The sequence below is a fragment of the Bifidobacterium eulemuris genome (assembly GCF_014898155.1).
In the GTDB taxonomy this organism is placed as follows: Bacteria; Actinomycetota; Actinomycetes; order Actinomycetales; family Bifidobacteriaceae; genus Bifidobacterium; species Bifidobacterium eulemuris.
Map to the genome: position 1 here is coordinate 408,338 of NZ_CP062938.1, position 13,669 is coordinate 422,006.

General features: G+C 62.0%; 12 protein-coding genes and 1 tRNA gene. 10 read left to right on the forward strand and 3 right to left on the reverse strand.

What is annotated here, in order from left to right; genetic code table 11:
- Positions 1-98 precede the first annotated feature (98 nt).
- Entirely contained in the window at positions 99-383 is a 285-nt protein-coding gene (locus BE0216_RS01795; RefSeq protein ID WP_094636192.1) for a DUF3017 domain-containing protein, read from the forward strand.
- Here the strand turns inward: BE0216_RS01795 and BE0216_RS01800 are convergent.
- Complete coding sequence (locus tag BE0216_RS01800) at positions 300-1,289, reverse strand: MIP/aquaporin family protein (protein ID WP_094636191.1); 990 nt, start codon at positions 1,287-1,289, stop codon at positions 300-302. The two genes, BE0216_RS01795 and BE0216_RS01800, sit on opposite strands and share 84 nt — an antisense overlap.
- Before the next feature lie 185 nt (positions 1,290-1,474).
- Between BE0216_RS01800 and BE0216_RS01805 the strand changes: the two genes are divergently transcribed.
- From BE0216_RS01805 to BE0216_RS01845, 9 genes are all read left to right on the forward strand, one after another.
- Positions 1,475-2,248, forward strand: a complete 774-nt coding sequence (locus BE0216_RS01805) for a pseudouridine synthase (protein ID WP_094636190.1) — start codon at positions 1,475-1,477, stop codon at positions 2,246-2,248.
- Entirely contained in the window at positions 2,245-4,374 is a 2,130-nt protein-coding gene (gene der / locus BE0216_RS01810) for a bifunctional cytidylate kinase/GTPase Der (RefSeq protein ID WP_094636189.1), read from the forward strand. The genes BE0216_RS01805 and der overlap by 4 nt, the downstream gene beginning before the upstream one ends.
- 154 nt (positions 4,375-4,528) lie before the next feature.
- Positions 4,529-4,602, forward strand: a tRNA-Pro gene (locus tag BE0216_RS01815).
- A 196-nt stretch (positions 4,603-4,798) separates the two neighbouring features.
- On the forward strand, positions 4,799-6,193 hold the full coding sequence (locus BE0216_RS01820; protein ID WP_404801818.1) for a UTP--glucose-1-phosphate uridylyltransferase: 1,395 nt from the start codon (positions 4,799-4,801) through the stop codon (positions 6,191-6,193).
- 137 nt (positions 6,194-6,330) lie between these two features.
- Positions 6,331-8,241, forward strand: a complete 1,911-nt coding sequence (locus tag BE0216_RS01825; RefSeq protein WP_094636187.1) for a helix-turn-helix transcriptional regulator — start codon at positions 6,331-6,333, stop codon at positions 8,239-8,241.
- Between the two features lie 12 nt (positions 8,242-8,253).
- Positions 8,254-8,571, forward strand: coding sequence for a hypothetical protein (locus tag BE0216_RS01830; RefSeq protein WP_094636186.1), 318 nt, complete (start codon positions 8,254-8,256; stop codon positions 8,569-8,571).
- 32 nt (positions 8,572-8,603) lie between these two features.
- On the forward strand, positions 8,604-11,189 hold the full coding sequence (locus BE0216_RS01835) for a DEAD/DEAH box helicase (protein ID WP_094636185.1): 2,586 nt from the start codon (positions 8,604-8,606) through the stop codon (positions 11,187-11,189).
- A 73-nt stretch (positions 11,190-11,262) separates the two neighbouring features.
- A complete protein-coding gene (locus BE0216_RS01840; RefSeq protein WP_072726068.1) occupies positions 11,263-11,610 on the forward strand; it encodes an RNA polymerase-binding protein RbpA in 348 nt (115 codons plus the stop codon).
- Between the two features lie 96 nt (positions 11,611-11,706).
- Positions 11,707-12,420, forward strand: a complete 714-nt coding sequence (locus BE0216_RS01845) for an HAD hydrolase-like protein (protein WP_094636184.1) — start codon at positions 11,707-11,709, stop codon at positions 12,418-12,420.
- A gap of 120 nt (positions 12,421-12,540) precedes the next feature.
- Here the strand turns inward: BE0216_RS01845 and BE0216_RS01850 are convergent, their stop codons facing one another.
- Positions 12,541-13,167 (reverse strand): DUF3841 domain-containing protein, encoded by a 627-nt coding sequence (locus BE0216_RS01850; protein ID WP_094636183.1) that lies wholly within the window; start codon positions 13,165-13,167, stop codon positions 12,541-12,543.
- Positions 13,168-13,287: 120 nt separating this feature from the next.
- On the reverse strand, positions 13,288-13,650 hold the full coding sequence (locus tag BE0216_RS01855; protein WP_193042824.1) for a hypothetical protein: 363 nt from the start codon (positions 13,648-13,650) through the stop codon (positions 13,288-13,290).
- Positions 13,651-13,669: the final 19 nt, after the last annotated feature.

Here is a 13,669-nt window from a genome sequence, read left to right on the forward strand (position 1 = left end):
CCGGCCCTTCCATATCGTCTCCGTCGGCCGATTCGCGGCAACGGACGCGACGCATCTATAATGCAACCGTCAGACGCAAACCCACGGTAAGGACCACCATGAAGAACCATCCGTCCGTTTCCGAAACGAATGAGGGCCAGCCCTGGTTCGAATGGATCGTGCTCGCCATGGTGGTGGTCGCCGTCATCGTGGCCTTCTTCGGATACACGATGGCCGCCACGGCGGTACTCGCCGTGACGGCCATCGTCACCGGTGTGTTGCGTTTGGTGTTACGCGAACGCAGCCCTTGGAAAGTGCGCTCAGTGGCGTTCGACTCCTTCATCGGCATCGCTCTGGGCGTCGGACTGCTCGTCACGTACTTCAGCATCAGCCTCATCATGTGAGGACTCCGCCACGGCGGAGCCTTCCTCCGCGAAGACGGATTCCTCGACCACCGTTTCACCTTCGGTCTCGACGAAGTCCATCTCGTCCGACGGCGCTTCGATGTCGTCGCCTTCGACCGCCACGGCGGGCTTCGGACGGGACAGGGCGTCGTTGATCATCTGCGTGGCGATCATCGCCAGCGCCACCACCGCAGCGGCCAGCACCGGGCAGATCCAGAACACCCACAGCTGAGACACCGGATTCTGCGTCAGTCCCTGTCCCTGGGCAGCGAGCGCGATGCCCGTGGAGCGGGCCGGGTTCAGACCGGCGCCGGTCACCGGGTAGGTGATGGCGGCGGCGAGCGCGTAGGACAGTCCCATCACCACCACGTGGCGGTCGGAGGACTCGCCATGCTCACCCAGGGACGACATGGCGGCGGCGACCACCAGCAACGCGGCGATCACTTCGATGATGATCGCCAGCGTGACCGAGAAGCTGATGCCGTACTGGCTGAGCACGGAATAGGAGACGGATCCCTCCTCGAAACCGTTGACCGCGCCGGGCAGCCAGATGTTCATCGTCACCGTCTCATTGGTGGGGATCAGCGAGACCACCGCGAAACCCGCGGCGATGGCGCCAAGCACCTGGGCGATCACATACAGCACGCCGTCGAGCACCTTGGTTTTCGAGGTGAGCACGGCGGCGACGGTCACTGCGGGATTGAGCTGGCCTCCGGAGACCTTCGAGAAAATCGCCGTCACCGCCGCATAGGCCAGACCGGTGGCCAGCGCGGCGAACACCACATTAATGCCGAACACGGCCGACCCCCAGGTCGAATACGCGTAGATGGCAAAGCATAACAGGAAACTTCCAGCCAATTCTGCGGCCACGCGAATGGCCAACGGCTGTTGCTTCGTTTCTTCCATGGTTGAATACCTCTGTTCTATTGGTAGAGCGGGAGAGACCCGCCGAACGTCTGCCAGTGTAGCAGTACCCCGGCGGTACGATAGAATGGAAAGGTTGGGAATCGCTGGGAAGGCCGGCGGCCCACACCATATGCATAAAGAAACCATGCAAGGCGACCGCCTTGCCAGGCCACGTTGGGAGAACGATGCCACACGCATATTCCCGTGCCCAGAAGGCGCACGATGACAACACCGATGGAATTCGTCTGCAGAAGCTGCTCGCTCAGGCGGGCTTCGGTTCGCGGCGCAAATGCGAGGAGATGATCACCGACGGCCGTGTCGAGGTCGATGGCGAGCTGGTCACCGAACTGGGCAGCCGCGTCGATCCAAGCAAGCAGCAGATCCGCGTCGACGGTTCCCGCGTCCGTATCAACACCAATCACGTCACGCTCGCGCTGAACAAGCCCCGGCGCGTGCTCTCCGCCATGGACGATCCCAAGGGGCGCTTCACATTGCGCGACATCGTGGGCGACAAATACGACCGTATTTTCCATATGGGCCGTCTCGACTACGAGTCCGAGGGGCTGTTGCTCATGACGAACGACGGCGAGCTCAGCCAGCATGTGATGCATCCCAAGTACGAGGTGGAGAAAACCTATATCGCCACGCTTGAGGGCAAGATCAGCGGCACGGTGTGCCGCAGGCTGGTGACCACGGGCGTGCAGCTCGACGACGGTTGGATCAAGCTCGACCGTTGCTCGATCCTCGACTCCAACCGCGACAGCACCATCGTCAAGGTCGTGCTGCATTCGGGCAAGAACCGTATCGTGCGCCGTATCTTCGGTTCCATCGGATACCCGGTCAAGCGGCTGGTCCGCACGCAGATCGGTCCGATCAAACTCGGCGATCTGAAGCCGGGCTCCTACCGCGTGCTCAGCCAGACCGAGATCCGTTCGCTCTCCAAGGAGGTCGGCCTGTGATCCGCGTCGCCATCGACGGCCCCGCCGGCGTGGGCAAATCGTCCACGTCCAAGGCGCTGGCCAAGTATTTCGATTTTGCGTATCTCGACACGGGCGCGATGTACCGTGCCTGCGCCTGGTGGTGTCTGAATCAGGGCATCGATCTGGATGCCGAAACGGTTGACGAGCAGACCGTCACCGAGGCGGTGGGCGCGTTCTTCACCGAGGGGCATTTCGACATCAGCGTCGATCCGGACGATCCGCGTGTGACCGCCGATGGAGAGGACATCAGCCAGGCGATCCGCTCGTCCGAGGTCTCGTCGCATGTGTCGAAGGTCTCCAACATCATCCCCGTACGCCACGTGCTGATCGCCGCGCAACGCGCCTATATCGCCCGCGAGGCGGCGGCCGACTCGTATTCGCGCGGCGCGGGCATCGTGGCCGAGGGGCGCGACATCACCACCGTGGTGGCGCCCGACGCCGAAGTGCGTATCCTGCTCACCGCCAGAGAGGAGGTGCGTCAGGCCCGCCGCACCGGACAGGCCGTCGGCGGCGTGGGCGCCGAGGATGTGGCCGCCCGCGACAAGGCCGATTCCCAGGTGACGAACTTCCTGACCGCCGCCGACGGCGTGCTCACCGTGGACAACTCCGACATGGATTTCTCCCAGACCTTGGACGTGCTGACCACCATCGTCGAAGACGCCATCGAAGAGCAGGAATACGAGCAGTATGCGGCCAATCTCGCCGGATACGAGCTCGACGAGGGCGACGAGGCGCTGATCGAAGGGCGAGGCTTCGCCGACGACTCCGCGTCCGCCGGTCCGCGCCAGGTCGGCGTGATCGCCGTCGTGGGCCGTCCGAACGTGGGTAAGTCATCGCTGGTCAACCGCATCCTCGGCCGTCGCGCCGCGGTGGTGGAGGACACGCCCGGCGTGACCCGCGACCGTGTGAGCTATGACGCCGAATGGGCAGGAACCGACTTCAAACTCGTCGACACGGGCGGCTGGGAGGCCGACGTGGAGGGCATCGACTCGGCCATCGCCTCGCAGGCGCAGATCGCCGTGCAGCTGGCCGACGCCGTCGTGTTCGTGGTGGACGCCCAAGTGGGCATGACCGACACGGACGAACGCATCGTCAAGATGCTGCGCGCCTCCGGCAAGCCGGTGACGTTGGCCGTCAACAAAATCGACGATGCAATCAGCGAATATATGGCCGCCGAATTCTGGAAGCTCGGACTCGGCGAACCCTACGCCATCTCCGCCATGCACGGCAGGGGAGTGGGCGACCTGCTGGACGCCGCCCTGGACTCGCTGGCCAAGGCGGAGAAAACCTCCGGATATCTCACGCCGACGAATCTGCGCCGCGTGGCTCTGGTGGGACGTCCGAACGTGGGCAAGTCCTCGCTGCTCAACCAGTTGGCCGACGAAGAACGCGCCGTGGTCAACGATCTGGCGGGCACCACACGCGATCCGGTCGACGAGATCGTGACCATGGACGGCGAAGATTGGCTGTTCATCGATACGGCCGGCATCAAACGCCGTCAGCATAAGCTCACCGGCGCCGAATACTATTCGTCGCTGCGCACGCAGGCTGCCATCGAGCGCGCCGAACTCGCGCTGGTGTTGTTCGACGCCTCACAGCCGATCTCCGATCAGGATCTCAAGGTGATGAGCACCGCGGTGGACGCGGGCCGCGCCATCGTGCTCGTGTTCAACAAATGGGACGCGATGGACGAGTTCGACAAGCAGCGTCTCGAACGCCTGTGGGCCACCGAATTCGACCGTGTGACCTGGGCGCAGCGTGTGAATCTCTCCGCCAAAACCGGCTGGCACACCAACCGCCTGTCCAAGGCCATGCGCGAGGCGCTCCAGTCCTGGGACCAGCGTGTGCCCACCGGCAAGCTCAACGCCTTCCTCGGGCAGATCCAGGCGGCGCATCCGCATCCGCTGCGCGGAGGCAAGCAGCCGCGCATCCTGTTCGCCACGCAGGCCGGCACGCGTCCGCCGCGTTTCGTGATCTTCGCCACCGGCTTCCTGGAGCACGGCTACCGTCGTTTCCTTGAACGATCCCTGCGTGAGGAGTTCGGTTTCGAAGGCTCGCCGATCCAGATCTCGGTGAACATCCGGGAAAAGAAGAAGCGCAAATAGCCACGGGTTCGGGGCGGCATATGCCGCCCCTTGCCGTAACCGGAAGCGCCGAGCGATACGGTTGCGAACGCGGGCAACACGCTTGGCGCTTATAAGAATTTGCATGAATCCACGGATGTGGTAAATTATCCACTCGGTGCTGATGCACTCTGTTCGGGCCGTAGCGCAGCTTGGTAGCGCACTTGACTGGGGGTCAAGGGGTCGCGGGTTCAAATCCCGCCGGCCCGACTGAGAAAGACTGGAATCTTTGATTCCGGTCTTTTCTTTTTCCATACCCCCTTTCTCCACGGATTATTCACCGGTTCACCGCCGTCATTCACATGCCCTGCACCATGATTCGTTAGACTTGTGCGGTATGACTGTGGAGAAAGGGGTCGAGGTGAGCGACCAGCAGGACGAGGTGTTCGAGGTTTCCGCCGCGAAGATGCGCGATGCGGGTATGAGCGAGATGGCCATCAGCCAGTTCAAGCGTCTGTACGATGTGTGGCGCCACGAGGAGACCAGCAGCTGGATTCGCGAGGAAGACATTGAACCGCTGGGCACAGTGCCCAGCTTCCACGACGTCTATGAGACCATCAACCACGACAAGGCCGTGGACGCCTTCGCCAAAACCGCCTTCCTTAAGCTCAACGGCGGTTTGGGCACCTCAATGGGCCTCGACTGCGCCAAGTCGCTGCTGCCGGTACGCCGGCACAAGGCCAAGCAGATGCGATTCATCGACATCATCCTCGGCCAGGTGCTCACCGCGCGCACCCGGTTAGGCGTCGAACTGCCGTTGACGCTGATGAACTCGTTCCGCACCTCCGAGGACACCATGAAGGTGATCCGACAGAACCGCAAGTTCACGCAGGACGACATCCCATTGGAGATCATCCAGCATGTCGAGCCGAAGATCAGCGAGGCGACGGGCGAGCCGGTGTCGTTCCCGGAGAATCCCGAACTCGAATGGTGCCCGCCCGGACATGGCGATCTGTTCTCCACAATCTGGGAGTCCGGTCTGTTGGACGCGTTGGAGGCCAAGGGCTTCAAATACCTGTTCATCTCCAACTCCGACAATCTGGGAGCACGCCCCTCGCGCACACTGGCCCAGCACTTCGAGAACACGGGCGCGCCATTCATGGTCGAAGTGGCCACCCGCACTTACGCCGACCGCAAAGGCGGCCACATCGTGAGGGATAAGGTCACCGGCCGTCTGATGCTGCGCGAGATGAGCCAGGTGCATCCGGACGACAAGGTCGACGCCCAGGACATCAAGAAGCATCCGTACTTCAACACGAATTCGATTTGGGTGCGCATCGACGCATTGAAGGACAAATTGGCCGAATGTGACGGTGTGCTGCCACTGCCAGTGATCCGAAACCGAAAAACCGTGGATCCAACCAACTCCGACACCGAAGCGGTGATCCAGCTGGAAACCGCGATGGGCGCGGCGATCAACCTGTTCAACGGCGCGATCTGCGTGCAGGTGGACCGCATGCGGTTCCTGCCGGTGAAAACCACGAACGATCTGTTCATCATGCGTTCCGACCGCTTCCACCTCACCGACACCTACGAGATGGAGGATGGCAACTATATGTTCCCCAATGTGGAACTCGATCCGCGCTATTACAAGAACATCCACGACTTCGACGAGCGTTTCCCCTACACCGTGCCCTCTTTGGCCGCCGCGAATTCGGTGACCGTCCACGGAGACTGGACCTTCGGCCGCGATGTGATCATGTTCGCGGACGCCACGCTTGAGGACACCGGCAAGCCAAGCTACGTTCCCAACGGCGAATACGTTGGCCCGCTTGGTATCGAACCGGATGATTGGGTGTGATCCGTTTCACCGATAAGCCAAAAAAAGGATGTTTTTTCGAAAAATGACAGCATCCGCGGCAAAAACCCTCTACTATAGAGTGAAGTGTGACACCGCGTGCACACTTACTACGAAACGATAACGATACGTGAGGACTAATGGCAGAGGGTAGCAGCGGACGCCGGCGTTTTTCGGACAAATGGGGCAAGCACGAACTGGATGTGCTCGCCGTTTTGTCATCCGCCTTTCCGCAATGGCTGACATCGCGTCAGATCGCCCAACGGGTCAAGGCCTACGCCGATTCATACGGCGAGCTCGCCGATCAGGCGGCCAAGGCCGCGTTCGCCAAGCAGTTCCAGCGTGACCGTGCCAAACTCGCCGCCATGGGCATCGCCATCGAGTCGCGCCAGCCCGAATACTCCTCCAAGTCGGAGGGGCAGGATTTCGCGTCGTACCGTCTGCAGTTGGGCGACGAGCCGCGCGTGCGGCTGCACTTCGAGCCGGAGGATCTGCCCGTGTTGGCCGCGGCCAACTATCTGGCCCGTTCGATGTCCATGTCGTCCGAGCCGGAGCAGCCGCAGCTCACCCACCAGTCACGTACCACGCCGCGTGTGCCGCAGACCCCGATCCCCGGCCTCGGTTTGGATTCCATCGCGCCCGGACTGGGTACGCAGACCATTCCCGACGCGTTGGTCAAAGTGATCGACTCGCGCCGTTTCGCCGCCACCGTCGATGTGGATGGCGAGCATCTCAATGTCGCCTACACCGATTCCGACGATCTCGCGATGTATGTGCTGGAGCATCCCGGTGCCTCCATCGTGAGCCCGCAGGAGGCGGTCGACGCCTTCCACCGCCGTCTGCACGCCGCCACGCAGTTCACGTTGGCCGACGAGACCGCCAGCGACAACGGTGCCATCGTCGTTTCGGACGCCATCAGCAGCGTCAGTGAGCCGGGGGACCCCGAATCGCTGAAGGCCCAGGCCAAGAAGAACGGCGCCTCGTTCCAGACCGGCAGCGAGGTGGATCGCCGACTGCGGTTGATGCTGTTCCTTTCCGCGCATCTGGGCGAGGAGTTCTCTCTGGCCGAGTTGGCGGAACGTTTCATCGGCAAGTCCAGAGGCAACGACGATCTCAAAAAACAGATCGCCATCATCCACAAGGACATCAACACGTTGACCACCGTTTCGGACGATGGCGAGATGGCCGGTAGCCAGTTCTTCGACATCGACTGGCCGCTGCTCGATTCCGAAGGCATCGTTTCAGCCACCAACTCGCTCGGATTGGAGCGCCTGGCCGGTATTTCGCCACAGTACCTGAGCATGCTCACGGCCTCGGTGAGCTATCTCGCGCATGCGCCGCTGCTGCCCGCATACCAGCGCGACCAGGCGGAGTCGCTGTACCGCCGCCTGCGCAAGCACGTCACGCCGGGGCAGACGCCGTGGCTGAGCCTGACCGGCTATGAGATCGAGCCACGCAGCTTCACCATCGTCAAACGCGCCATCTCCACCGGATCCCTGCTTGATATGGAATACACCGACGGAGCTGGCCGCACCCGACGCAAACTGGTGGCGCCGGCGAAGATCTTCGTGGACGAAGGCGTGTACTACGCGGCCGTGTGGACGGATGTGGCCAAAGCCGCGCCCAAGGAGATGAAAACCCACGTCGCCAAAGACAAGACCATCGACAAAACGAACGGCAAGCCGCGCACCTGGCAGGTGCTGCGTCTGGCGCGCATCGAGGATGCCACGCTGGTCGAGCCCACCGCCAAACTCGATATTCCCGACGTTCCGGTGGCCGAGCTGCGCAAATGGAACTTCGACAACGGCACCGCCGCGGTGTTCATCACCGACCAGAGCGGCCTGCCGTTCATCAAAACGTTGCCCGGCGCGCAAGTGGAGTCCTATGGCACGGGGGAGAAGGTGCATCTTGTCGTCTCCTCGGATTCCTGGTTCGTCGCCTTCTGCATCGCCCACGCCCGCCATATCACCGCGGTCGCGCCTGAGACGTTGCGCACGATGATCATCGCCCGGGCGCAACGCGAGCTGAGCCTGAGCGAATCCGACAAGTAAGGAGCGGCCGCTATGCCATGGTGGGTTTGGGTGCTGTTGGTCGTGTTCATGCTGGCCATGATCGCGGCGGGGCTGGTTTATGCGGGATTGCATGGCCTGCGCGCGTTGCGTGATGCCGGTGAGATCGGAGCCAGGCTCTCCCAGCGTTTCGAGGCCATGGGGGAGGGGAACGAGGCGCAGGCCCCCTGTGATGCGCCGCTGTTCACCCAGCCGCTTGATGCGGCCCGCGAGCGGTACGTCGACGCGCATGCCGACGTGATTCGCCGCCAGGAGGCCAAGCGTCGGCGTCATGCCGAGCGTTGGGCCGTCTGGCGCCGTTTCAACGACTGACACACGAATCTACCGGAAGGGACCACAAAGCCATGGCCCGTTGCCGCCATCGTTCCGACTCGGCGCAATCGCAAGCCGAATCCCCGTCGCCGGCGCAACGTTACGCATCCTTTCAGCACAAGCGACGTCAGGCGCGTACGGCCGCCGCGCGTTTCGCCTCATCGTTGCCGTTCGAACTGGACGACTTCCAGTCGCAGGCCAACGAGGCTTTGGAGGACGGCAGCAACGTGCTGGTCGCCGCTCCCACCGGCGCGGGCAAAACCGTGGTGGCGGATTTCGCCGTGTTCCTCGCGCAGGAGCGCAACGTCAAAGCCTTCTACACCACGCCGATCAAAGCGCTGAGCAATCAGAAATATCACGATCTGGTCGCCGAATACGGCATGGAGCGCGTGGGTCTGCTCACCGGCGACACCTCCATCAATTCCGAGGCGGATATCGTGGTGATGACCACCGAAGTGCTGCGCAATATGCTGTACGAGCGTTCCTCCACGCTGAACGCGTTGCATTACGTGATCCTCGATGAGGTGCATTTCCTTGCCGATCGCTTCCGCGGCCCCGTGTGGGAGGAAGTGATCATCCACCTGCCGCCTCAGGTCAAAATCGTGGGATTGTCGGCCACCGTGTCGAATGTCGAGGATTTCTCCGCGTGGATTTCCTCGGTGCGCGGCGACACCGCCCTGGTGATCAGCGAGCACCGGCCGGTGCCGCTGGAACAGCATGTACTGGTGCAGGCCGACGATCATACCGAGCCGGAGGTGCTGGATCTGTACCGCAGGGACGGCCAGGAGCGGCAGACGACGAAACTCAACGCGCAGCTGGTCAGCAGGCTCGACCAACTCGACCGACAGGCGGCCAGGAGGCGCGGCGAGCAGCGTCCCGACAAACGCAAAGGACATGCGGGCAAGTCACGGGACCGCTCGCCGCGACCGGAACGGCACACCCCACGTCGATGGGCAGTGGTCGACGAACTCAATTTCCTGGGACTGTTGCCGGGAATCTATTTCATCTTCTCCCGCAACGGCTGCGACCAGGCGGTGGAGCAGTGCATCAACGCCGGTCTCGAGCTCACCACCGACGCCGAGGTGACCCGCATTCGCCGCATCGTGGACGAGATGGTGGAAGGACAGCTCAGCCAGGAGGACCTCAAGGCTCTGCAGTTCTCAAAATTCCGTTTCGCTTTGGAGGAGGGATTCGCCTCCCACCATGCCGGTATGGTGGCTCTGTTCCGCCAGATCGTCGAACGGTTGTTCGAAGAAGGTCTGGTGAAGATGGTGTTCGCCACCGAAACGCTCGCTCTTGGCATCAACATGCCGGCGCGTTGCGTGGTGGTCGAGAAGTTGGAGAAATTCGACGGAACCGGACACGTGGGATTGACGCCGGGGGAGTTCACCCAGTTGACCGGCCGTGCGGGCAGACGCGGCATCGACGACATCGGCCACGCCATCGTCGTCGATCACCATGGCTTCGTGCCGGCCACCGCGGCCGCTTTGTCGTCCAAACGCGTCTATCCGCTGCATTCCAGCTTCCGACCGACCTTCAATATGGCGGTGAATCTGCTCAATACCAGCGACTACGCCACCGCGCGCCAAACCTTGGACCACTCCTTCGCCCAGTGGGAGGCCAATGAGTCCGCATGGCAGCTGGAGGCGCAGATGACCACCTTAAGGCAGGCGATCGAAGGATACGAGCAAGCCTTCGCCTGCGAGCATGGCGACTTCCGCGAACTGATGAAATTGCGGATGACGCTCTCCGATCTGGAAAAAGACGGTCGGCGACGGCTTAAACGCGAGGTGTTCGCATCGGAACGCGACCGCAGACGGGCCTTCGCCTCGCTTGACGAGAGAATCCGCGAAGCCCGCGCGCAGGAGGCCCAGCATCCCTGCCGCCGATGCCCCGATCTGCAGCGGCATCTCAAATGGGGGCACCGGTGGGCGCGTGAGATGCGCGAACTGGAACGCGTCAGCAACCGCTACGAATCCCGCACGGGTTCGGTGGCCCGCCAGTTCGACCGCATCTGCGACATCCTCGGCGAACTCGGGTATCTCCGCCAGCAGGAGGCCGCCGACGCATCCAACCGCACACCGATTCTCACCGATCGCGGACGGCTGTTGCGCAGAATCTACAGCGAGCATGATCTGGTGCTTTGTGAGGCGCTGTTGGACGGTGTGTTCGACGGATTGGACGCCCGAGGTCTGGCCGCCGTGCTTTCGGCCTTGGTGTACGAGGCGCGGCGCGGCGAAGGCGGCGAGCCCAGGCGGTATCCGGGAGGTGTGAGCGGGCCCATCGCCCAATCATGCGCCCGTCTGTCGCAGGTTTCCATGCGCATCGATCTGATCTGCGAGGATCATGGTCTGGATTCGCCCCGTCAGCTGGATTTCGGCATCGTGGACGTCATGTACGAGTGGGCGGGCGGTGAAAGCCTGTCCGCTTGTTTGCGCGATCGGGAGATGACCGGCGGCGACTTCGTGCGCAACGCGAAACGATTGGCCGACGTGCTGCAGCAGGTCGCCGTGGCCGAGCCGTATCCGGATGCCGGGGGAGAGGCTCTCGCCTCACTCGCCCATGAGGCGGCGGATCTGGTCAACCGCGGCATCGTCGCCTATTCTGGCGTCGAATGAACGGGAATAAGCCCCAAGTCCGAACTGTTAGGTAGCGTAGAACGGTTAGCGCAGGTTAAGGAGGAACCACCACATGGCTGAACGTAGCCTTCGAGGTATGAGCATCGGCGCGAAGTCGCTGGAGTCCGACGATAATGTGGATTTCGCGGCACGCAATGACGTGGCGTATGTGTGTCCGAAAGGACACCGCACGATTCTGCCCTTCGCGGAAGGTGCCGAACTGCCCAACGAATGGGAGTGCCGTTGCGGCGCGGTGGCCCGTCGCGAGGGCGATGATGACGCCAACGCCGACGATCTCGCCAAACCGGCGCGTACTCATTGGGATATGCTGCTGGAGCGCCGCGATGTGGACGAGCTGAAGGTTCTGCTTGAGAAACGCCTGCAGATGCATCGTGACGGTTGGATTCCGGACTACGAGTAGAATGTCGACGGCGAGCGGCCCGTACCAGTAGGGGCCGCTCGCCGGTTTTCGTATCGGCATAGAACATATGTTTGCATATCATAGGGGGAGAGGACTATGAACGAACATCCGAAAAAAGTCGTGCTGCTGGATCTTGACGGCACGCTGACCGAATCCGCGCCGGGCATCATCGCCTGCGTGGTCAAAACCTTCGAGGAACTCGGATATCCGGTTCCCGACGACGCCGAGCTGAAGCGTTTCATCGGCCCCGCGATCATCGAATCGCTGCGGCGCAACCATATTCCCGAGAACAAACTCGACGACGGTATCGCCATCTACCGCAACTACTACGCCAACCAGAACATCTTCGACGACCCGATGAATCCGGGAAACAAGGTGCCCGGACGGCTTTACAACAGCGTGTTCGACGGCATTCCCGAACAGCTCGCGGCCTTGCGTGAGGACGGCTATCTGCTGGCCATCGCCACCTGCAAGCCCGAATATCAGGCGTTGCCGATCTGCGAGCATTTCCACCTCACCGAACAGGTCGATGGCATCTACGGCGCCAGCATGGACAACACGCGCCTGCACAAGGACCAGGTGATCCGGTACTGCTTCGACCACATCGGCTTCGATGCCGAAGCCGGCGACCGCGCGCTGATGGTCGGCGACCGTTGGACCGACGTGGACGGTGCCGTCGCATGCGGACTGGATTGTCTGGGCTGCGGCTGGGGATACGCCGAAGGCGACGAACTCGCACAGCACGGCGCGTATCACATCATCGAGAATGTGGGCCAGCTGCGCGATGCGGTGAACGAGTATTTCGGCTGACGATTCATTTCATCCGACGTTGTATGCGCACTTCGTGCGCTTCAATCAATGGTGTGTTCCGTATGTACGGAACACACCATTTTGCATATCGGAAGATGCGATAAGCCTCCAAGTCCACCATCAGCGTCCGATTCGACGTCCCCTTTGAACCTCCACCACGTCCTTGGGACGGATCTCCCAGAACGTCGCCTGCACCATTGCATGCGCGGCGCCCATAAGATCGGACGTGTCCACGACCACGCGATGCCAGGTCTCCGCGATCTGTTCACGCGTCCAACGTTCGGTTTCTTCGAGCCATTCGTCCAGCCTCTCGTCCGGCAGGTCAGCGGGTGGGACGGGACACCTGTTGATGACCGCATGCCAGTCGGCCAGGTCGGTCAACAGCACGCGGTCGGACGGGATGTCGAGTCGGATGAGATCGTCGTCGGCGCATTCGCGGAACCCCGCGTACCGGCGGTCGGGGCGGATTCTGGCCTCACCTTGAGGTGTGGTCCACCGCGCCCACGCCCAGACCGGCGTGAGGGCGTCGGCGGGACGGGCGATGCCGCGACGGTCCATCTCGTTCCTGATCCACCGGTAGGCGCTTCCGAAGACGCGCCGCATCTCCACGCCATCCTTTTCATCCTCAACGCCGATCGCCTCGTCCACGCCGATGTACGGGGACAACGCCGGATTGGGAACGTAGCGCCCATACTCCCTGAGGGAGCGTTCGACCGCGCTCCATGGTTGGAACGTCCATAACTCCATACGACCCACCTTATTGGAATAAATCCATTTTCGAAAAACAGTCTAACATAAGCCGATAATGTACGTTATGTCAGATTGTGATTCCCGTCATGGCTTCACGGTTGCGCTGCAATACCACTGTTATTTGCCGGCGTGCTTGAGTCGTTCGTCCATCTCGGTGAACATGGCACGTCTGGCTTGCAGATACATCAACGTCAACTGCGCGGCGACGCACAGCACGACGATGACCACGGACGGCCATCCCATACGCGTGTAGAAATCGCGCGCTTGAGTGCTGAAATCGCCACAGATCAGCAGATATACCGGATACGGCAGGATGAACAGCAGCACCGAAACAAGATGAAGGCCGACAATCCCCCAACTCACAGGCCGTACCGGCGGATGCCCGCCTTGCAGGAATCTGCCTCGAATCACGCACACACAGCATAGATTCACCGAAATGACCACGGCGAAACACCACAGGACGGCGGGCAACAGCTCCATCAGCATCTGGATGACGGGA